At 72.5% G+C, this 18,754-nt stretch carries 21 protein-coding genes; 6 read left to right on the forward strand and 15 right to left on the reverse strand.

Annotated features, from left to right (window positions below):
• The first annotated feature begins 179 nt into the window (after nt 1-179).
• The gene (locus tag ACIQ8J_RS01285; RefSeq protein ID WP_403263610.1) at nt 180-1,397 is read left to right on the forward strand and encodes a peptidase S8; all 1,218 of its coding nucleotides are present in this window, start codon (nt 180-182) and stop codon (nt 1,395-1,397) included.
• 3 nt (nt 1,398-1,400) lie between these two features.
• Here ACIQ8J_RS01285 and ACIQ8J_RS01290 read toward each other — a convergent pair whose 3' ends face one another.
• Both ACIQ8J_RS01290 and hisI read right to left on the reverse strand, forming a co-directional pair.
• Nucleotides 1,401-2,891, reverse strand: a complete 1,491-nt coding sequence (locus ACIQ8J_RS01290; RefSeq protein ID WP_403263612.1) for an anthranilate synthase component I — start codon at nt 2,889-2,891, stop codon at nt 1,401-1,403.
• 5 nt (nt 2,892-2,896) lie between these two features.
• Nucleotides 2,897-3,247, reverse strand: a complete 351-nt coding sequence (hisI, locus tag ACIQ8J_RS01295) for a phosphoribosyl-AMP cyclohydrolase (RefSeq protein WP_329465685.1) — start codon at nt 3,245-3,247, stop codon at nt 2,897-2,899.
• A gap of 83 nt (nt 3,248-3,330) precedes the next feature.
• On the opposite strand from hisI, the gene ACIQ8J_RS01300 reads away from it, so the two are divergent.
• Nucleotides 3,331-3,963, forward strand: coding sequence for a TIGR03085 family metal-binding protein (locus tag ACIQ8J_RS01300; protein ID WP_403263614.1), 633 nt, complete (start codon nt 3,331-3,333; stop codon nt 3,961-3,963).
• A 27-nt stretch (nt 3,964-3,990) separates the two neighbouring features.
• Here the strand turns inward: ACIQ8J_RS01300 and ACIQ8J_RS01305 are convergent, their stop codons facing one another.
• The 10 genes from ACIQ8J_RS01305 to hisD all read right to left on the reverse strand — a co-directional run bounded on the left by ACIQ8J_RS01305 (nt 3,991) and on the right by hisD (nt 11,720).
• Nucleotides 3,991-5,235 (reverse strand): MFS transporter, encoded by a 1,245-nt coding sequence (locus tag ACIQ8J_RS01305; protein ID WP_403263615.1) that lies wholly within the window; start codon nt 5,233-5,235, stop codon nt 3,991-3,993.
• Nucleotides 5,236-5,281: 46 nt separating this feature from the next.
• Entirely contained in the window at nt 5,282-5,869 is a 588-nt protein-coding gene (locus ACIQ8J_RS01310; RefSeq protein WP_403263617.1) for an ArsR/SmtB family transcription factor, read from the reverse strand.
• A gap of 119 nt (nt 5,870-5,988) precedes the next feature.
• Nucleotides 5,989-6,744 (reverse strand): imidazole glycerol phosphate synthase subunit HisF, encoded by a 756-nt coding sequence (gene hisF, locus ACIQ8J_RS01315; protein ID WP_403263619.1) that lies wholly within the window; start codon nt 6,742-6,744, stop codon nt 5,989-5,991.
• Entirely contained in the window at nt 6,741-7,142 is a 402-nt protein-coding gene (locus ACIQ8J_RS01320; protein ID WP_403263621.1) for a RidA family protein, read from the reverse strand. Before ACIQ8J_RS01320 ends, hisF begins: the two co-directional genes overlap by 4 nt.
• Complete coding sequence (gene priA, locus ACIQ8J_RS01325; RefSeq protein WP_403263623.1) at nt 7,139-7,867, reverse strand: bifunctional 1-(5-phosphoribosyl)-5-((5-phosphoribosylamino)methylideneamino)imidazole-4-carboxamide isomerase/phosphoribosylanthranilate isomerase PriA; 729 nt, start codon at nt 7,865-7,867, stop codon at nt 7,139-7,141. Before priA ends, ACIQ8J_RS01320 begins: the two co-directional genes overlap by 4 nt.
• The gene (hisH, locus tag ACIQ8J_RS01330) at nt 7,867-8,511 is read right to left on the reverse strand and encodes an imidazole glycerol phosphate synthase subunit HisH (RefSeq protein ID WP_403263625.1); all 645 of its coding nucleotides are present in this window, start codon (nt 8,509-8,511) and stop codon (nt 7,867-7,869) included. Before hisH ends, priA begins: the two co-directional genes overlap by 1 nt.
• Nucleotides 8,508-8,672: a hypothetical protein gene (locus ACIQ8J_RS01335; protein ID WP_189389242.1), complete on the reverse strand. Its 165-nt coding sequence runs from the start codon at nt 8,670-8,672 to the stop codon at nt 8,508-8,510. The genes hisH and ACIQ8J_RS01335 overlap by 4 nt, the downstream gene beginning before the upstream one ends.
• 2 nt (nt 8,673-8,674) lie before the next feature.
• Nucleotides 8,675-9,268, reverse strand: coding sequence for an imidazoleglycerol-phosphate dehydratase HisB (hisB, locus tag ACIQ8J_RS01340; protein ID WP_329465676.1), 594 nt, complete (start codon nt 9,266-9,268; stop codon nt 8,675-8,677).
• On the reverse strand, nt 9,265-10,398 hold the full coding sequence (locus ACIQ8J_RS01345) for a histidinol-phosphate transaminase (RefSeq protein WP_403263627.1): 1,134 nt from the start codon (nt 10,396-10,398) through the stop codon (nt 9,265-9,267). The genes hisB and ACIQ8J_RS01345 overlap by 4 nt, the downstream gene beginning before the upstream one ends.
• Nucleotides 10,395-11,720: a histidinol dehydrogenase gene (hisD, locus tag ACIQ8J_RS01350; protein ID WP_403263628.1), complete on the reverse strand. Its 1,326-nt coding sequence runs from the start codon at nt 11,718-11,720 to the stop codon at nt 10,395-10,397. Before hisD ends, ACIQ8J_RS01345 begins: the two co-directional genes overlap by 4 nt.
• A 135-nt stretch (nt 11,721-11,855) precedes the next feature.
• Here hisD and ACIQ8J_RS01355 point away from each other — a divergent pair, with 135 nt between their 5' ends.
• The 4 genes from ACIQ8J_RS01355 to ybaK all read left to right on the forward strand — a co-directional run bounded on the left by ACIQ8J_RS01355 (nt 11,856) and on the right by ybaK (nt 16,042).
• Nucleotides 11,856-13,460, forward strand: a complete 1,605-nt coding sequence (locus ACIQ8J_RS01355) for an oxidoreductase (protein ID WP_403263630.1) — start codon at nt 11,856-11,858, stop codon at nt 13,458-13,460.
• Between the two features lie 220 nt (nt 13,461-13,680).
• A complete protein-coding gene (locus ACIQ8J_RS01360; RefSeq protein ID WP_403263632.1) occupies nt 13,681-14,757 on the forward strand; it encodes a hypothetical protein in 1,077 nt (358 codons plus the stop codon).
• Nucleotides 14,758-14,762: 5 nt separating this feature from the next.
• Nucleotides 14,763-15,533 carry an LON peptidase substrate-binding domain-containing protein gene (locus tag ACIQ8J_RS01365; protein WP_403263634.1) on the forward strand — a complete coding sequence of 257 codons (771 nt, stop codon included), beginning with the start codon at nt 14,763-14,765 and terminating at the stop codon, nt 15,531-15,533.
• A gap of 17 nt (nt 15,534-15,550) precedes the next feature.
• The gene (gene ybaK, locus ACIQ8J_RS01370; RefSeq protein WP_403263635.1) at nt 15,551-16,042 is read left to right on the forward strand and encodes a Cys-tRNA(Pro) deacylase; all 492 of its coding nucleotides are present in this window, start codon (nt 15,551-15,553) and stop codon (nt 16,040-16,042) included.
• A 145-nt stretch (nt 16,043-16,187) separates the two neighbouring features.
• On the opposite strand, the gene ACIQ8J_RS01375 is transcribed toward ybaK, so the two are convergent.
• The 3 genes from ACIQ8J_RS01375 to ACIQ8J_RS01385 are packed head-to-tail and all read right to left on the reverse strand — an operon-like array spanning nt 16,188 to nt 18,737.
• Nucleotides 16,188-16,856 (reverse strand): ABC transporter permease, encoded by a 669-nt coding sequence (locus tag ACIQ8J_RS01375; protein WP_403263637.1) that lies wholly within the window; start codon nt 16,854-16,856, stop codon nt 16,188-16,190.
• Between the two features lie 34 nt (nt 16,857-16,890).
• The gene (locus ACIQ8J_RS01380; protein ID WP_403263639.1) at nt 16,891-17,733 is read right to left on the reverse strand and encodes an ABC transporter permease; all 843 of its coding nucleotides are present in this window, start codon (nt 17,731-17,733) and stop codon (nt 16,891-16,893) included.
• Nucleotides 17,730-18,737, reverse strand: a complete 1,008-nt coding sequence (locus tag ACIQ8J_RS01385) for an ABC transporter ATP-binding protein (RefSeq protein ID WP_403263641.1) — start codon at nt 18,735-18,737, stop codon at nt 17,730-17,732. The genes ACIQ8J_RS01380 and ACIQ8J_RS01385 overlap by 4 nt, the downstream gene beginning before the upstream one ends.
• Nucleotides 18,738-18,754: the final 17 nt, after the last annotated feature.

Raw genomic sequence — 18,754 nt, forward strand, 5'->3', positions numbered from 1 at the left:
GAAATGTCCTTGAACCGCCCGCGAAGGCAAAGCGGCTATAGAGATTCCAGCCCCGATCTTGTTGGCATGCCCTGGTCACTCGTAGGTTCACCGCCGGTCCGTGTCGCGCACCACGCGTCACGTCCTGCACAGCGCACCCGCCCGTACTCCTGGTTAACCCACCTCACGGAGGCAGTAAGTTGCGCAGAACCCTCTCCCCCACAGCTGCGGCCGCCACACTGGCCGCGGCGGCGCTCGCCCTGGCAACTCCCCTCGCCCAGGCGGCCGCTCCTTCCACCGCGGCGCACGTCACCACCGTCCGCTCCTGCGCGGCCCCGACGCACAAGGACGTCATGGCCTGCAAGGCGCTGAAGGTGACCGGCGGCACGGTGAAGTCCGCCAACGCCGAGCGCGCGCTGACCACCGCGGCCGCGCCCTCCGGCTACGGACCCGCCTCGCTCCAGGCGGCGTACAAACTCCCGTCCGCGTCGGCCGGTTCGGGCCGGACGGTGGCGATCGTGGACGCCTATGACGACCCCAACGCGGAGTCCGACCTCGGCAAGTACCGTGCGCAGTACGGCCTTTCGGCCTGCACCACGGCCAACGGCTGCTTCAAGAAGGTCGGTCAGAGCGGCACCAGCAAGCTGCCGCGCGCCGACGCGGGCTGGGCCGAGGAGATATCCCTCGACCTCGACATGGTCAGCGCGGCCTGCCCCAACTGCAAGATCCTGCTGGTCGAGGCGTCGTCCACGTCGATGACCAGCCTCGGCACGGCCGTCAACACCGCCGTGAAGCTGGGCGCCAAGTACGTCTCCAACAGCTACGGCGGCGGCGAGTCGTCCTCCGACTCCTCGTACGACACCTCGTACTTCAACCACCCGGGCGTCGCCATCACCGTGAGCTCCGGTGACGGCGGCTACGGCGTCGAGTACCCGGCGGCGTCCCGCTACGTCACCGCCGTCGGCGGCACCTCGCTCAGCACCTCGTCCAACAGCCGGGGCTGGGTGGACAGCGTGTGGAGCGGCGCCGGTTCCGGCTGCTCCGGCTACGACGCCAAGCCGAGCTGGCAGAAGGACACCGGCTGCGCCAAGCGGACCGTCGCGGACGTCTCGGCGGTCGCCGACCCGCAGACCGGTGTCTCGGTGTACGACACCTACGGCAGCGACACCGGCTGGGAGGTGTTCGGCGGCACCAGCGCCTCCTCGCCGCTGATCGCCGCGGTGTACGCACTGGCGGGCGCCCCGTCCTCGGGCTCCACCCCGGCCTCGTTCCCGTACGCCCACACCGGCTCGCTCAACGATGTGACGAGCGGCTCGAACGGCAGCTGCTCCCCGGCCTACCTGTGCACCGGAGGCACCGGCTACGACGGCCCGTCGGGGCTCGGCACCCCGAACGGGACCGCCGCGTTCACCGGCTGAGCCTCAGCCGTCGGCTCCCAGCCGATTGGCCGTGTTGACGGCGCGCAGGACGGCGGCCGCCTTGTTGCGGCACTCGTTGTCCTCCGCCACCGGGTCGGAGTCGGCCACCACACCGGCTCCGGCCTGCACGTACGCCGTGCCGTTCCGCAGCAGTGCGGTGCGGATGGCGATCGCCGTGTCCAGGTCGCCCGCGAAGTCGAGGTAGCCGACACAGCCCCCGTAGAGCCCGCGGCGGCTGGGCTCCAGCTCCTCGATGATCTGCATCGCGCGGGGCTTGGGGGCCCCGGAGAGCGTGCCGGCCGGGAAGCAGGCCGTCAGGACGTCGAACGCGGTGCGTCCCCCGGCCACCCGGCCGGTCACGGTCGACACGATGTGCATCACGTGTGAGTAGCGCTCGATCGACATGAAGTCCACGACCTCCACCGAGCCGGGCTCGCAGACCCGGCCCAGGTCGTTGCGGCCCAGGTCGACGAGCATGAGGTGCTCGGCGCGCTCCTTGGGGTCGCCGAGCAGCTCGTCGGCGAGCGCCTGGTCGTGCTGCGGGGTGGCGCCGCGCGGCCGGGTCCCGGCGATCGGGTGCACCATCGCCCGCCCGTCCTCGACCTTGACGAGCGCCTCGGGGCTGGAGCCCACGACGTCGAAGCCGTCGAAGCGGAAGAGGTACATGTACGGCGACGGATTGGTGGCCCGCAGCACCCGGTAGACGTCCAACGCGCTTGCCGTGCAAGGGGTTTCGAACCGCTGCGAGGGCACCACCTGGAAGGCCTCGCCGGCCCGGATGCGCTCCTTGATGTCCTCGACGGCCGCCTGGTAGGCCGGGCCGCCCCACAGCGCCGTGTACTCGGGAAGCTCCGACCGCGGCAGCGCGACCGGCGCGTACTCGGCCGGCTTGGCCAGGTCGGTCTCCATCGCATCCAGGCGGGCCACGGCGTCCGCGTACGCCTCGTCGACGCCGGTGTCGAGGTCGTTGTGGTTGATCGCGTTGGCGATCAGCAGGACCGAGCCGTCCCAGTGGTCGAGCACCGCGAGGTCCGAGGTGAGCAGCATGGTCAGCTCGGGCAGCCGGAGATCGTCGCCGCCGTGCTCGCCGATCTTCTCCAGGCGCCGCACGATGTCGTACCCGAGGTAGCCGACCATGCCGCCGGTGAACGGGGGCAGCGAGGCGGCCAGGTCGCGCGGGGTGTGCAGGGCCTCGACGGTGGCCTTCAGCGCCCGGAGCGGATCACCCGAAGTGGGGACCCCGACCGGCGGCGTGCCGATCCAGTGGGCCTCGCCGTCGCGCGCGGTGAGGGTCGCCGCGGACCGTACGCCCACGAAGGAGTAGCGCGACCAGGAGCGGCCGTTCTCCGCCGATTCCAGCAGGAAGGTGCCGGGGCGCTCGGCGGCGAGCTTGCGGTAGAGGCCGACCGGGGTGTCGCCGTCCGCGAGGAGGCGGCGGTGGACCGGGATGACCCGGCGGTCGACGGCGAGCTTGCGGAACGTCTCCAGATCCATGTGGGCTACTTCCCGAGGTCGAGTACGTCGGCGTCGAAGCAGGTGCGGTCGCCCGTGTGGCAGGCCGCGCCCACCTGGTCGACCTTGACCAGAATCGTGTCCGCGTCGCAGTCCAGGGCGACCGACTTCACGTGCTGGACGTGCCCGGAGGTGTCCCCCTTGACCCAGTACTCCTGGCGGCTGCGCGACCAGTACGTGCAGCGGCCGGTGGTCAGGGTGCGGTGCAGGGCCTCGTCGTCCATCCAGCCGAGCATGAGCACCTCGCCGGTGTCGTACTGCTGGGCGATGGCCGGGACCAGACCGTCGGCGCTGCGCTTGAGGCGGGCGGCGATGGCGGGGTCGAGATTGCTGGTCATGCCCCCATTCTGCCGTGGCCCGCGGACCTTCCGGGCGGTGCGTCCACTGTCCGGACGACTCCGGCGCCCGTACGCTGGCGGACATGTCGACCCATGCCAAGCGTGAACGGCTTCTGCTCGCCGACCTGTTGGAGGCCGCGGGCCCCGAGTCACCGACCCTCTGCGAGGGCTGGACGGCCCGTGAGCTCGCGGCCCATGTCGTGGTGCGCGAGCGGCGCCTCGACGCGGCGGGCGGGATCCTGATCCCCGCGCTGAAGAACCGCCTCGACCGGGTCCAGGCGGAATTCGCCGCGAAGCCGTACGAGGAGCTGATCCAGCTGATCCGCACCGGCCCGCCGAAGTACTCCCCGTACAACCTCAAGCAGGTGGACGAGGGCGCCAACGCGGTGGAGTTCTACGTCCACGCCGAGGACGTCCGCCGGGCCCAGCCGGACTGGACGCCCCGCGAGCTCGACCCGGTGTTCTCGGACGCGCTGTGGTCCCGCCTGGAGAAGACGGCCCGGCTGATGGGCCGCAAGTCGCCGGTCGGCATCGTGCTGCGCCGCCCGGACGGCCAGACGGCGGTGGCGCACAAGGGCACCCCGGTGGTCACGGTCACCGGCGAGCCGGGCGAGCTGACGCTGTTCGCGTCCGGGCGGCAGGACGCGGCGCAGGTGGAGCTCGACGGCGACAAGGAGGCCTCGACGCGGGCGATCGAGGCCAAGCTGGGGTTCTGAACCCCGGCCGCCGCTCGGGCGGTTCGGCTACTCGGGGAGCTCCGCGCGGCGCAGGTTCCCGGACGCCAGGCCGATCAGGGCGCCCGCCGCGCACACCCCCGCGCTCACCAGGAAGACGGGTGTCGTCCCCCAGGCGCCGATCGCCGCACCCGTCACCGGGTAGCTGAGCGGTGCGATGCCGAGGGTGAACAGGGCGGACACCGAGCTGACCCGGCCGAGGTAGGCCTGGTCGGTGGCCAGCTGGAGCAGCGCCCCGCACAGGGCGCCGCTCAGCCCGGCGAGCAGACCGATGAAGAGCCCGGCGGTGGCCGCGAGCAGCGCCGAGGGGGCCTGGGCGAGGCCGACCACGGCCGCCGTGCCGCCGAGCAGCGACACCGGGAGCACGAGCCCGGCGCGCCCGATCCGGCCGCGCACCGAGAGGATCAGCGACACGATGCCGGCGCCCGCCCCGAACGCGGCGACGATCAGCCCCATGCCGGACGCGCCCCAGCCGCGCTCCTGGGCGAGCAGGGTGAGCCCGATGTTGAGCGGTCCCGCGAAGCCCAGCTCGCTGATGGCGATGACCAGCATCAGCGGGAAGAGCACGGGGTGGTTGCGGATGTAGCGCAGCCCGGCCACGAGTTCACGGCCCGCCGCGCCCTTCCGCCCGGCCCCGTCGGACGGGGCCGGTGCGATGCGTACGCCGAGCAGGAGCACGGTGGAGACGGCGAACAGCGCACCGGCGGCGGCGAAGGTGGCGGCCGAGCCGCCGAGCGCCACGGCGAGCCCGCCGAGCGGGGCGCCGGTGATGTTGGCGATGCGGGCGGCGAGCCCCTTCAGGCCCTGGATGCGGGCGAGTTGGCCCGGTCCGGTGATGCGGGGCGGCAGGGCGCCCACGGCCGGCAGGAACACCGCGTCCACCGCGCCGAACACCAGCGCCACCACGATGAGCAGCCACAGGCCGGGGCTGCTGAGGAGCAGCGTCGCGGCCATCGCCAGGATCACCAGGCAGCGCACCGCGTCGCTGCCGATGACGACCCGGCGCGGCCCGAACCGGTCGGCGACGACTCCCCCGCCGAGCATCAGAATCGCCCGCGGCACGGCGCCCACCGCCAGCACCAGGCCCGCCTGGGCGGCGCTGCCGGACTGGGCGGCAGCCCAGGAGAGCGCCATGTAGTACACGCTGTCGCCGACCAGCGAGGAGGTGTAGGCGCCCAGCCAGCGCAGGACGTTGCCGTCCCGGTGCGCGGGGCGCTCGACGGGGGCTATGGGGGCCGTGACGGTGGCGCTCATGGGAGGGGCGGGTCCTCTCGGGCGGGGCGGGAAGGGGCGGGCGGGGTCAGGCGCGGAACGGGAAGGCGTACACGTGGAGGGCGACGTTCTCGCGCCCCTCGGTGTCGCCCTGTGCCTCGGCGGCGATGGCCTCGTCGTCGTACTTCCTGATGAGGGCGAGGATCTCGGCGGTGAGCGAGGAGAGTTCGCGGGGGCTGAGCCGGGTGACCGACTCGGAGCTGGAGGCGGCGTCCTTCCACTCGGTGCCCCAGGTCTGTGCCTCGTCCAGGTAGCGGAGGTAGAGGTCGCTGCGCTGCTGGAACATCAGCCGGGTGACCGAGGCGTGCGCGGCGGCCTTCTCGGGTGCGTCGCGGAAGTCCTCCTGGCGGAAGCTCACGCCCTTCGAACTCGGCTGCCACCAGCGCTCGCGGCCGTCGGCGCTCTGCGGTTCGGCCTCCTCGATCAGCCCGTGGTCGGCGAGCTTGCGCAGGTGGTAGCTGACCAGCGAGACCGCCTCGTCCATCTGCTCGGCCAACTGGGAGGCGGTGGCCGTGCGCGCCACGAACAGGGCCCGGTAGAGCTTCATGCGCAGGGGGTGCCCGAACGCCTTCAGCGTGTCCATGTCGGTGATCCTGCGGATCTCTTTCGCTGTCATGCCCTCAGAGTAGATACGAAAGAAAACTTGCGCAATAACTGTTGCGCAATTAATCCTGTGCGTCTGGGCATGCGAAAGGCCCGGGGGCGGACCCCCGGGCCTTGAGCGGGCTCGGCGCCTCAGCGGACCGGGTGGCCCGCTTCCCGCAGCGCGTTCTTGACCTCCGCGATGCGCAGGTCGCCGAAGTGGAACACCGACGCCGCGAGCACCGCGTCCGCGCCCGCCGCGATCGCGGGCGGGAAGTGCTCCAGGCGGCCCGCGCCGCCGGACGCGATCACCGGCACGGTGACATGGCGGCGGACCGCCGCGATCATCTCCGTGTCGTAGCCGTCCTTCGTCCCGTCCGCGTCCATCGAGTTGAGCAGGATCTCCCCCGCCCCCAACTCGGCCGCCCGGTGCGCCCATTCGACCGCGTCGATGCCGGCGGACCTGCGGCCGCCGTGCGTCGTCACCTCGAAGGAGCCCGATTCGGTGCGCCGCGCGTCGACCGACAGGACCAGGACCTGGCGGCCGAAGCGCTCCGCGATCTCGCGGATCAGGTCGGGCCGGGCGATGGCGGCCGTGTTCACGCCCACCTTGTCCGCGCCCGCCCGCAGCAGCTTGTCGACGTCGTCGGCGCTGCGTACGCCACCGCCGACCGTCAGCGGGATGAAGACCTGCTCCGCGGTGCGGCGCACCACGTCGTACGTGGTCTCGCGGTTGCCCGACGACGCCGTGATGTCCAGGAACGTCAGCTCGTCCGCGCCCTCGGCGTCGTACAGCTTGGCCATCTCGACCGGGTCGCCCGCGTCGCGCAGGTTCTGGAAGTTGACGCCCTTGACGACCCGGCCGTTGTCGACGTCCAGGCAGGGGATGACTCGTACCGCCAGCGTCATGCCGACGCACCTCCTCGGTACGCCTCGACCTCGACCTCGACCACCAGGCTGGGGTCGACGAAGCCCGACACGATCAGCATCGAGGCTGCCGGACGCACATCGTCGAACAGCTCCTTGTGGGCGCGGCCCACCTCGTCCACGTCGCGCGCGTGCGTGATGTACATCCGGGTGCGCACCACGTCCTCGCGGCCGAGGCCCAGGGACTCCAGCGCCTTGACGGCGACGCCGAACGCGGTGACCGTCTGCTGGTACGGGCCGCCCTCGTCGATGCGGCCGTTGACCGTCGACGTACAGCCGGCGACCAGGACGAGACCGCCCGGCAGTTCGACGGCACGGGAGTAGCCGAAGCGCTCCTCCAGGGGGGAGCCGGAGGAGATCCTGCGGATCCCGCCGCTCATCCGGAGACCGCCTGCAGCGCCTCTTCCAGCGTGAAGGCCTTCGCGTACAGCGCCTTGCCGACGATCGCGCCCTCCACGCCGGCCGGGACCAGCTCGGAGATGGCCCGCAGGTCGTCCAGGGAGGAGACGCCGCCGGAGGCGACGACCGGCTTGTCCGTCGCCGCGCACACGTTGCGCAGCAGCTCCAGGTTCGGGCCCTGGAGCGTGCCGTCCTTGGCGATGTCGGTGACGACGTAGCGCGCGCAGCCCTCGGTGTCCAGGCGCGCCAGGGTCTCGTACAGGTCGCCGCCGTCGCGGGTCCAGCCGCGGCCGCGCAGCGTCGTGCCGCGTACGTCCAGACCGACCGCGATCTTGTCGCCGTGCTCGGCGATGACCTTGGCGACCCACTCGGGGGTCTCCAGGGCGGCGGTGCCGAGGTTGACTCGGGTGCAGCCGGTGGCGAGCGCGGCGGCCAGCGAGGCGTCGTCGCGGATGCCGCCGGACAGCTCCACCTTGATGTCCATGGCGCCCGCGACCTCGGCGATCAGCGCGCGGTTGTCACCGGTGCCGAACGCGGCGTCCAGATCGACCAGGTGCAGCCACTCGGCGCCGGAGCGCTGCCAGGCGAGGGCCGCCTCCAGGGGGGAGCCGTAGGAGGTCTCCGAGCCGGACTCGCCGTGGACGAGGCGTACCGCCTGGCCGTCGCGGACGTCGACGGCGGGGAGGAGTTCGAGCTTGGCAGCCATTACAGGGTTCCGATCCAGTTGGTCAGCAGCTGGGCTCCGGCGTCGCCGGACTTCTCGGGGTGGAACTGGGTGGCCCACAGCGCACCGTTCTCCACCGCGGCGACGAACGGCTCGCCGTGGGTGGCCCAAGTGACCCTGGGCGCACGGATCTTGGGGTTGGTGACTTCGAGGCTCCAGTCGTGCACGGCGTAGGAGTGCACGAAGTAGAAGCGGGCCTCGGCGTCCAGGCCCGCGAACAGTTCGCTGTCCTCGGGCGCCTTGACGGTGTTCCAGCCCATGTGCGGCACGATCGGTGCCTTCAGCGGCCCGACCACGCCGGGCCACTCGTCCAGGCCCTCGGTCTCCACGCCGTGCTCGATGCCGCGCTCGAAGAGGATCTGCATGCCGACGCAGATGCCCATGACGGGGCGGCCGCCGGACAGCCGGCGCCCGACGATCCAGTCGCCGCGGGCGTCGCGCAGCCCCTTCATGCAGGCGGAGAAGGCGCCGACGCCGGGGACGAGCAGTCCGTCGGCGTTCATGGCCCGGTCGTAGTCGCGGGTGATCTCCACGTCGGCGCCGACGTGGGCGAGGGCGCGCTCGGCGGACCGTACGTTGCCGAATCCGTAGTCGAAGACGACGACCTTCTTGGCGGCTGCGCTCATGACCAGACGTCCAGTCGCAGGATTCCGGCGGCCAGGCACATCGCGGCGCCGATGGACAGCAGCACGATCAGGCTCTTCGGCATCCCCTGCTTGACGAAGGAGATCACTCCGCCGATCAGGAAGAGGCCGACCACGATCAGAATGGTGTTGAGACCGTTCATGCTTACAGCGCACCCTTGGTGGAAGGAAGGATTCCGGCAGCGCGCGGGTCACGCTCCGAGGCATAGCGCAGCGCGCGCGCCAGCGCCTTGAACTGGCACTCCACGATGTGGTGCGCATTGCGTCCGTACGGTACGTGAATGTGCAGGGCCACCTGCGCCTGGGCCACGAAGGACTCGAAGATGTGCCGGGTCATCGTGGTGTCGTACTCGCCGATCATCGGCGCCATGTTCTCGGGCTCGGTGTGCACGAGGTAGGGGCGGCCGGAGAGGTCGACGGTGACCTGGGCGAGCGACTCGTCCAGCGGGACCGTGCAGTTGCCGAAGCGGTAGATGCCCACCTTGTCGCCGAGCGCCTGCTTGAAGGCGGCGCCGAGCGCGAGGGCGGTGTCCTCGATGGTGTGGTGGGTGTCGATGTGCAGATCGCCGTCGGTCTTGACCGTCAGGTCGAACAGACCGTGGCGGCCGAGCTGGTCGAGCATGTGGTCGTAGAAGCCGACGCCTGTCGACACATCGACCTTGCCGGTGCCGTCGAGGTCGATCTCGACGAGGACGGAGGTCTCCTTGGTGGTGCGTTCCACCCTGCCAACGCGGCTCATGCGCTCTGCTCCTTCGGGGGTTCGGGGGTGTCCCCCGTAAAACACGGCAGCTGACGGACCGCGTCGAGGAACGCGTCGTTCTCGGAGGGGGTCCCCGCGGTGACGCGCAGCCACCCGGGCACCCCGTTGTCGCGGACCAGCACGCCCCGGTCGAGGATCTGCTGCCAGGCGGTGTGGGAGTCCTGGAAGCGGCCGAACTGGACGAAGTTGGCGTCCGATTCGGTCACTTCACAGCCGATCGCGCGCAGCTCGGCGACCAGCCGGTCCCGCTCCTTCTTCAGCTGCTCGACATAGCCGAGCAGCGTGTCCGTGTGCTCCAGGGCCGCGAGCGCGGTCGCCTGGGTGACGGCGGACAGGTGGTACGGCAGCCGTACGAGCTGCACGGCGTCGACCACCGCCGGGTGCGCGGCGAGATAGCCCAGGCGCAGCCCGGCCGCGCCGAAGGCCTTCGACATGGTGCGCGAGATCACCATGTTCGGGCGGCCCTCGATGAGCGGGAGCAGCGAGTCGCGGTGGCTGAACTCGACGTACGCCTCGTCCACCACGACCATCGAGGGCTTCGCGGCCTGCGCGGCCTCGTACAGCGCGAGGACCGTCTCGGCGGCGACCGCCGTGCCCGTCGGGTTGTTGGGCGAGGTGATGAAGACGACGTCCGGCGCGTGCTCGGCGATGGCCCGCTCGGCCGTCGCGAGGTCGATCGTGAAGTCCGCGTTGCGGGGCCCCGGGATCCAGCCGGTGCCGGTGCCCCGGGCGATCAGGGCGTGCATCGAGTACGAGGGCTCGAAGCCGATCGCGGTGCGGCCGGGGCCGCCGAAGGTCTGGAGCAGCTGCTGGATGACCTCGTTGGAGCCGTTGGCCGCCCACAGGTTCTCGACGGAGACCGGGTGCCCGGCCGTCCGGGTCAGGTACCGCGCGAGCTCGGTGCGCAGCTCGATCGCGTCCCGGTCCGGGTAGCGGTTCAGCGTCCGGGCCGCCTCGGCGACCCGCTCGGCGATCCGCGCCACCAGCGGCTCCGGCAGCGGGTACGGGTTCTCGTTGGTGTTCAGCTGGACGGGAGTGCCCAACTGGGGCGCTCCGTAAGGGGACTTGCCGCGCAGCTCGTCCCGTACGGGAAGGTCGTCGATGTTCATGACGAGTTCGGCACCTTCCATCCGAAGCGTGCCTTGAGAGCCGCGCCGTGCGCCGGCAGGTCCTCCGCCTCGGCCAGGGTCACCACGTGGTGGGCGACCTCGGCGAGCGCGTCGCGGGTGTAGTCCACGATGTGGATGCCGCGCAGGAAGGACTGGACGGACAGGCCCGAGGAGTGGCAGGCGCAGCCGCCGGTGGGCAGCACGTGGTTGGAGCCCGCGCAGTAGTCGCCGAGCGAGACCGGGGCCCAGGGGCCGACGAAGATCGCGCCCGCGTTCCGCACCCGGCCGGCCACGGCCGCGGCGTCGGCGGTCTGGATCTCCAGGTGCTCGGCGCCGTACGCGTCGACCACCTTCAGGCCGTCTTCGATCGAATCCACCAGGACGATCGCGGACTGGCGGCCCGCGAGGGCGGGCTTGATCCGGTCCTCGATGTGCTTGGTGGCGGCGACCTGCGGCGCCAGCTCCTTCTCGACCGCTTCGGCGAGCCGCTGCGAATCCGTCACGAGGACGGCGGCGGCGAGCGGGTCGTGCTCGGCCTGGCTGATCAGGTCGGCCGCGACGTGCGCCGGGTCGGCCGTGTCGTCGGCCAGGACCGCGATTTCGGTGGGGCCCGCCTCGGTGTCGATGCCGATGCGGCCGGTGAAGTAGCGCTTGGCGGCGGCGACCCAGATGTTGCCGGGGCCGGTCACCATGTTCGCCGGGGCGCACTCCTGCGTTCCGTACGCAAACATCGCGACGGCCTGGGCGCCGCCCGCCGCGTACACCTCGTCCACGCCGAGCAGCGCGCAGGCGGCCAGGATCGTGGGGTGCGGAAGGCCGCCGAAGTCGGCCTGGGGCGGGGACGCGAGCGCGATCGACTCGACGCCCGCCTCCTGTGCCGGGACCGCGTTCATGATCACGGAGGACGGGTAGACCGAGCGGCCGCCCGGGGCGTACAGACCCACGCGCTCGACCGGCACCCACTTCTCGGTGACGGTGCCGCCGGGCACGACCTGGGTGGTCTGGGTGGCGCGGCGCTGCTCGCGGTGGACGATGCGGGCGCGCCGGACGGACTCCTCCAGAGCGGCCCTGACCTGCGGGTCGAGCTGTTCCAGGGCTTCCTTGAGCGCCTCGGCGGGCACCCGCACCCGGTCGAGCCGCACGCCGTCGAACTTCTCCGCGTACTCGATGAGCGCCGCGGTGCCGCGATGATGCACGTCCTCGCAGATGGGCCGCACCTTCTCCAGGGCGGCTTCCACGTCGAACTCGGCACGGGGCAGCAGGTCGCGCAGGGCGCCACCCTCGGGGAGGGTGTTGCCGCGCAGATCGATTCGGGAGATCACGTCATCAATTCTCTCAGACGCCTCCGGAGCACTGGACGCCTGTATCAGTGGCTGATACGCAACGCGGGCGTCACCCGCTGTCACCCCCGGGCACTAGCGTTACTCCTGTCAGGGTGGACGGCGAGGGGGACGGCATTGACCGAGGCGCCCGATGTCGGCGATGCGCCGGACTGGCTCAGTCCGGCGGAGCTGGGCCTGTGGCAGGCCTTCCGCAACGGCAGTACGTACGATCTGCGCACCCGCAATCCGGTGCGCGACGATCCCTTCTCGGTGCGCCCCTGGGGCCCCGAGCGCAGCGTGCGGGCCCGGGTGGTGGCGCTGCTGCTGCTCAGCGGGCCGCCCGCGCTGCCGGGCCGGGTCGCCGCGCTGAAGCTCAACGGGGTGCAGATCACCGGCACCCTCAATCTGTCCGGCGGCACCATCACCCCGTACGTCGAGCTGAACAACTGCCGCTTCGAGAACGAACTCCTGCTCCCCGAGGCGCACTTCACCACGGTGCGCCTGGTGAGCTGCGCGATTCCGCGGGTCGAGGCGGCCCGGCTGACCACCGAGGGCGATCTGCACCTGCCGCGCTGCCGGGTCGCGGCGGGTATCCGGCTGACCGACGCGCACATCGGCACCGACCTCCTGATCAGCCAGGTCGTGGTGCACGCCGACCGCAGGGGCCGTGCGATCGCGGCCGACGGGCTCTCCGTCGCCCAGGACCTGCAGGCCGATCTGATCGAGACGTACGGGGAGGTGAGCCTGCGGGCCGCGAAGGTCGGCGTGACGCTGAGCCTGCGCGGCAGCAGGCTGATCAACCCGGACGGCCAGCGGGCGCTGAACGCCCCGCAGCTGACCGTGGAGCGCACCCTGTACCTCACCTCGGCGGCCGTCTACCCGGGCGGCAGCCAGGCGGGCACCACACCGCCGTACGGGACGAACTACACCAACACGCCCGTGCGGGGCACCCTGATCCAGCCGTTCGAATGCCGGGGCGGACTGCGCCTGGACGACGGGCGGTTCGGGGACGCGGTGGACCTGGCGCAGTCCCGGATCGTCATGAACGATTCCCAGGAACTGTCGCTGCGCCGCATCCAGACGCCGGAGCTGCGCTTCACCGGGCAGCGCCCGGAGCGCGGCAAGGTGATCCTGTCCGGGACCCGGGTGGTGAACCTGGTCGACATGGCGGACAGCTGGCCGGGACCCGGCAGCCTGACGATGAACGGTTTCGCCTACGAGAACCTCATCCCCATCGGCACCTTCACGCTGGCCGAGCGGCTCGACTGGGTGGCCGCGGCGACGCCCGAGTACGCGCCGGAGCCGTACGAGCGGCTGGCCGCCGTGCTGCGCAACAGCGGGGAGGACGCGGACGCCCGCGAGGTGCTGCTCGCCAAGCAGCGCCGGCGCCGCGAGACGCTGCCGCTGGCGGCGAAGGCGTGGGGCGTGCTCCAGGACCTGACGGTGGCCTACGGCTACCGGCCAGGCCGGGCCGCGCTGTGGATGGCGGTCCTGTGGGCGGCGGGCGCCCTCGCCTTCTCGCGCTACAACCCCCAGCCGCTCAAGGCCGACGAACACCCCGAGTGGAACGCGCCGCTCTACGCGCTCGACCTCCTGATCCCGGTGGTCAACCTGGGCCAGGACGGCTACTGGAAGCTCACCGGCCTGTGGCAGTGGGGGGCGGCCCTGCTGATCATGCTGGGCTGGATCCTGGCGACGACGGTGGCGGCGGGGGCCTCGCGACTGCTGCGGAGGGGGTGAGCCGGGGGGCGCGGGGGCATTCCGCGGGGGCCTCTCGCGGGGCGGCGAGGGGCCCCCGCGAACACCTCGCCGGGCACCTCGCCGGGCCTCCCGCCCGGCCTCCCGACGGGCCTTCGGCGGCTGAATTTGCCGGGCCTTGACCTCGTGCCGTACAACCCTCACCACCGATACAGAAGCTTCACAGCGGCCCCCCTGGCGCGGCCCCCACCTGCGGATTTCAATGGTCCGCACCATGACTTTCGTATCCGCGCTGATCCGCACCGCACGGCGGGCCAGGCATTTCCCCAAGCTCTCGGCTTCGTTCGAGCTGGGGAGGCCCCACGCGCACCTCACCGCCGGCTTGCCGGACGGCAGGGAAGTGCTGCTCGACGCCCCCGACGCCCGGCTCGCCCCCGCGCTGGTCTCGGCCGCGCTCGGCGAGTACGGGGCGGCGGCGAAGCTGCTCGCCGTCACCCGCGAGCTGGCCGAGTGGGAGAACCGCGACCGCTACACGGTGCGGCTCGCGGCCTTCGCGGTCGGCAGACCGGACTGGCTCGCCAACTGGCTGGCCGAGGCACCCCGCGACCCGGACGCGCTGCTCGTGAAGGCCGAACTCGCGATCGTCCGGGCCTGGGGCTCGCCCGCCCGCGCCGAGCGGCTGCGTGAGGTGGCCCCGCTGATCCTCTCGGCGGCGGACGGCGACCCGGCCGACCCGGTGCCCTGGCGGATCGCCCTCGACCACGCCCGCGGCACCCATGCGCCGCACACCGTCTTCGAGGAGTTGTGGGGCGAGGCCATACACCGTTCCTCGCACCACTACGGCTGCCATGTGGCGGCACTCCAGTACCTCTCCGCGCAGTGGTACGGCTCGCACCGCGAGTGCTTCGACTTCGCCGAGCGGGCCGCCGAGGACTCGCTGCCGGGCTCCCTGATCCGCGCGCTCCCGGCCCGTGCGGCCTTCGCCTACCTGGTGGGCGGCGCGGGCCGGGCGATCCCGTACGAGCGCATCGACGCGGCGGCCGACCTCGCCATCGAGCTGTCCGCCGCCTACGAGCCGGGCGACCCCTGGCCGGCCGAGGTCCGCAATCTGCTCGCCTACGTGCTCGCCGTCCGGGGGCGCTGGCCGGAAACGCTGGAGGAATTCCGGCGTATCGGGCCGTATGCGACGTCCTTTCCGTGGCTGCATCTGGCCGCCGATCCGCTGGGCCAGTTCCTCGAACTGCGCGAGTTCGCACGGACCGAGGTCGCCGCGGGCATGCCGTGGGGACGGGAGCGGGCGAAGCCCGGACGAGCCCGGTCCGGCGGCCATTACGCTTGAGCGTTGTGACCACCGCACGCCTCCCACTCTTCCCGCTCAACTCGGTGCTGTTCCCCGGGCTCGTCCTGCCGCTGAACATCTTCGAGGAGCGCTATCGCGCCATGATGCGCGATCTGCTGAAGACCGGCACCGACGCATCCGGCTCCTCGGACGAGGCCGGCGACGAGCCGCGCCGCTTCGCCGTCGTGGCGATCCGGGACGGCCGGGAGGTCGCGCCGACCGCGCCCGGTCTGCCCGACCAGACCGCGCAGCCCGAGAAGGGCCCGGCGGCCGGCTTCGGCCCCGACCCGATCCAAGCCTTCCACCGGGTCGGCTGCGTCGCGGACGCGGCGACGATCCGCGAGCGCTCGGACGGCAGCTTCGAAGTGCTCGCCACCGGCACGACCCGGGTGCGCCTGCTCTCGGTCGACGCGAGCGGGCCGTATCTGACCGCCGAGATCGAGGAGATCCCGGAGGAGCCGGGCGAGGAGGCGGGCGCGCTCGCCGAGGGCGTCCTGCGGGCCTTCCGCTCGTACCAGAAGCGGCTCGCCGGTGCCCGGGAGCGCTCGCTGGCCGGCACCACGGAGCTCCCCGACGAGCCCTCGGTGGTGTCCTATCTGGTCGCCGCCGCCGCCGTCCTCGACGTCCCGGCCAAGCAGCGGCTGCTCCAGGCCCCCGACACCGCGACCCGGCTCCGCGAGGAACTGCACCTGCTGCGCCAGGAGACCGCGGTCATCCGCCACCTCCCCTCGCTCCCCGCGGTGGACCTGACCCGCGCCCCCACGAGCCCCAACTGACCGACCGGAGGGCCGCCTTGGCCAAGAAGAAGCAGTCCGCGGGCACTCCGGCGACGGTGGCGCTGACCGCGGCGGGCACCGCGTTCACCGTGCACGCCTACGAGCACGACCCGGCGGCCGCCTCGTACGGGGAGGAAGCGGCGCAAGCCCTCGGGGTGAGCGCCGAGCGGGTCTTCAAGACGCTGGTCGCCGACGTGGACGGCGAGCTGACGGTGGCGGTGGTCCCGGTGGCGGGCTCGCTCGATCTGAAGGCGCTGGCCTCGGCGGTCGGCGGCAAACGCGCGGCGATGGCCGATCCGGCGGCCGCCGAGCGCACCACCGGTTATGTGCGGGGCGGCATCTCCCCGCTGGGCCAGCGCAAGAAGCTGCGCACGGTCCTGGACGACTCGGCGTCCGCGCACCCCACGATCTGCGTGTCGGCGGGCCGCCGCGGCCTGGAGGTCGAGCTGTCCCCCGCCGACCTGGCCGCCCTCACCGGCGCCCTGCTGGCCCCGATCGGCCGCGGGTAAAAGCCTGCGTCCAGGGTCTCGACGTACCTCCCGTCCTCGACTAGAACCCGAGGACGGGAGGTACGCCCATGTCGAAGCGGACCCGCAAGCGGAAGTGGCGCATCAAGAAGGGCCGGGCCAACCACGGGAGGCGGCCCGCGTAGCACTACGGCTGCGGCGACCCGGGCGGACCGGAGTCGAGCGACGGGATCTCGTCCGCCGGTCCCGGCGGCCACATCTGATCCGCGTCGCGCGGCCCGAACACGGCGGTCAGGCCCAGATGGACGGCCATCGCCGCGAACGGCCAGGCCAGCAGCGCGCCCTTGGCGTTGAGCTTGAGCGGGGCGTCGAAGGTGACGCCCTTGCCGGCCGCCTTCGCCGCCGCCACCACGTCCTGGTTGGGCCCGAGCCAGACGCCCAGGCGCCAGGCGAGCACGGAGCCGAGCAGGGCGCCGACCGCGAGGCCGATGACCACCGCGATGCCGCCGGCCTTGCGGAACAGGAAGACCGCGGTGGCGGTGAGGGCGCCGAGGCCGAGCGCGAGCAAGATGAACGTTCCGTCGCCGCCGATCGCCTCCTCCCCCTCGGTGTCCTTGAGGAAGACGGCCTTGTCGTCGGCGATCAGCGGCACCCGGGGCGCCAGCCACAGCCACAGGAGCCCGAGCACCACACCGGCCAGCGTCACCGCGAGGGCGACGAGCACCGCGTCCCGCAAGTCCTTCTTCACGGCGGGCGCCTCCTCGACGGGCCCGGGGTGCGAGCCCCCGGTGTGCGTCCGCCACGGATCGTTGTCCGGCGGCTGCTGGTGAGGAGGTGGTGTCAGAGGTGCGGTCACCCTGACATCGTGCCAGGCGTGTCTGTGCGCTGCCTCACCGGACCGCCGCCCGGCGGTAGGCCCACGCCGCCACCGCCAGCGAGACGACGCCGACGGCCGCGCACACCGCGAGGTCGAGCCCGACGACGCCCCAGTCGGGGTGCGCGTCGAAGCTGTGCGCGAAGGCCTCCACACCGTAGGTGGAGGGCAGCAGATCACGTGCGTACGCGATGGGGCCGGGCAGCCGGTCGGCCGGGAGCACCCCGAGCAGCAGCGCCGCCGACATCCCCAACTGGCCGAAGAGCGTGGCGAGTTCCTGGCGTGGCGCGAGCAGTCCGAGGGCCGCGCCGAGTCCGGCGAGCGCGGCGCCGGTCGGCGGGATCACCGCGGCGAGCACCCACAGGTGCCCCATCGGCAGCCCGAACAGGAGGCATCCCGCCACGGCCGTCACGGCCGTCCCGGGCACGGTGAAGGAGGCGTACGCCCCGGCGGCGCCGAGCACCACGGACGCGGGCGGCACCGGCAGCGTCGCGTAGTGGTCGAGACCGCCGCCGGCCCGCAACTGCCCGAAGTACTGGGCGAGCAGGTTGAGCGCGACGAAGGCGACGACGAGCACGCTGGATCCGGCGACCACGGACCGTGCCTCGCTCCCGCCGTCCACCACCCCGCGCATCAGGATCATGATCCCGACGGACTGGAAGGTCGCGACGAACAGCAGCGGGATCCGGGCCACCCGGGCCCGTGAGAGCTGGGCGCGGTAGACGGCGGCGAGCGCGGGCAGCAGCCGGGCGCGGGGGGCGAGCGGGGCGGCGGCGTGCGCGGTGTTCCGGGCGGGGCCGTTCGCCGGCGCGAGGTCGGCGAACGGCTCGACGCCGCTCTCCAGGGGAATGGCGCTCATGCCTTCACCAGCCCTTCCGTGCGGCCGCCCAGGGCGAGGTAGACGTCTTCGAGGCTCGGCGTGGCCAGGGTGAAGTCGTCGAGGGCCGCGAAGGCCGGGCCTCCGGTGACGGTGGCGACGGCGGCCCGCGCCCGCTCGGGGCTGAGCCGCAGCGTCCAGCGCCGCCCGGACTCCTGGGCCGCCGCGCGCAGCGCCGCGACCTCGGGCACCTCGACCGGGGCGCGGTCGCGCCACACGAGCTCGACCCGCACCTCGTCGGCGACCCGCGCCTTGAGCCCGGCGGGGGTGTCGCAGGCGATGACCCTGCCGCGTTCGATCACGGCGACCCGGTCGAGCACGGTCTCGGCCTCGATGACGTTGTGGGTGACGAGCAGCACCGTCGCGCCGCGCTCGGCCCGGCGCCGGTCGACGGCGGCCCACACCGCCCGCCGGGCCACCGGGTCCATGCCGGTGGTGGGTTCGTCGAGGACGAGGACGGGGCGTTCGCCGACGAGTGCGGCGGCGAAGCAGGCGAGCCGCCGCTGGCCGCCGGAGAGCTTCTTGAGCGGCCGCCCGGCGATCTCGCCGAGCCCCAGTTCGGCCAGCACGTCGTCGCGTTCGGCGCGCGCCGCGCGCAGGGTGAGTCCGCGCAGCCGGCCCGTGGTCTCGGCGGCGAGCGAGACGGTCAGCTCGTCGAGGGCGGTGGATTCCTGGCCGAGGTAGGCGATGAGGCGGGCGGCCCGCTCGGGATGCCGCACCAGGTCGTGCCCGAGCACCTCGACGGAGCCCGCGTCGGGCCGCATGAGCCCGGTCAGCTGGCGTACGAGGGTGGACTTGCCGGCGCCGTTGGGGCCGAGCAGGCCGAAGATCTCGCCGCCCCGCACCTCCAGGCTGATCCCGTCGGTGGCCCTGACCTCGGGCGTACCGGGTGCGCCCCGTCTGCCCCGCGCCGCGGGGTACGTCTTGACCAGGCCCCGCACCGCGCAAACGGTGCCGGCCCGCGCCGCTGCTGTGCCGGTACTCACGGGGCACGAGCCTAAGG

This window comes from Streptomyces sp. NPDC094147, from assembly GCF_044764265.1.
GTDB lineage: Bacteria > Actinomycetota > Actinomycetes > Streptomycetales > Streptomycetaceae > Streptomyces.

What these genes read in the sequence shown, in the direction of transcription:
- ACIQ8J_RS01290 (WP_403263612.1), bottom strand. Translation starts at nt 2,891, where the DNA reads ATGGATCTGGAGACGTTCCGCAAGCTCGCCGTCGACCGCCGGGTCATC.
- hisI (WP_329465685.1), bottom strand. Translation starts at nt 3,247, where the DNA reads ATGACCAGCAATCTCGACCCCGCCATCGCCGCCCGCCTCAAGCGCAGC.
- ACIQ8J_RS01300 (WP_403263614.1), top strand. Translation starts at nt 3,331, where the DNA reads ATGTCGACCCATGCCAAGCGTGAACGGCTTCTGCTCGCCGACCTGTTG.
- ACIQ8J_RS01305 (WP_403263615.1), bottom strand. Translation starts at nt 5,235, where the DNA reads ATGAGCGCCACCGTCACGGCCCCCATAGCCCCCGTCGAGCGCCCCGCG.
- ACIQ8J_RS01310 (WP_403263617.1), bottom strand. Translation starts at nt 5,869, where the DNA reads ATGACAGCGAAAGAGATCCGCAGGATCACCGACATGGACACGCTGAAG.
- hisF (WP_403263619.1), bottom strand. Translation starts at nt 6,744, where the DNA reads ATGACGCTGGCGGTACGAGTCATCCCCTGCCTGGACGTCGACAACGGC.
- ACIQ8J_RS01320 (WP_403263621.1), bottom strand. Translation starts at nt 7,142, where the DNA reads ATGAGCGGCGGGATCCGCAGGATCTCCTCCGGCTCCCCCCTGGAGGAG.
- priA (WP_403263623.1), bottom strand. Translation starts at nt 7,867, where the DNA reads ATGGCTGCCAAGCTCGAACTCCTCCCCGCCGTCGACGTCCGCGACGGC.
- hisH (WP_403263625.1), bottom strand. Translation starts at nt 8,511, where the DNA reads ATGAGCGCAGCCGCCAAGAAGGTCGTCGTCTTCGACTACGGATTCGGC.
- ACIQ8J_RS01335 (WP_189389242.1), bottom strand. Translation starts at nt 8,672, where the DNA reads ATGAACGGTCTCAACACCATTCTGATCGTGGTCGGCCTCTTCCTGATC.
- hisB (WP_329465676.1), bottom strand. Translation starts at nt 9,268, where the DNA reads ATGAGCCGCGTTGGCAGGGTGGAACGCACCACCAAGGAGACCTCCGTC.
- ACIQ8J_RS01345 (WP_403263627.1), bottom strand. Translation starts at nt 10,398, where the DNA reads ATGAACATCGACGACCTTCCCGTACGGGACGAGCTGCGCGGCAAGTCC.
- ACIQ8J_RS01360 (WP_403263632.1), top strand. Translation starts at nt 13,681, where the DNA reads ATGGTCCGCACCATGACTTTCGTATCCGCGCTGATCCGCACCGCACGG.
- ACIQ8J_RS01380 (WP_403263639.1), bottom strand. Translation starts at nt 17,733, where the DNA reads ATGAGCGCCATTCCCCTGGAGAGCGGCGTCGAGCCGTTCGCCGACCTC.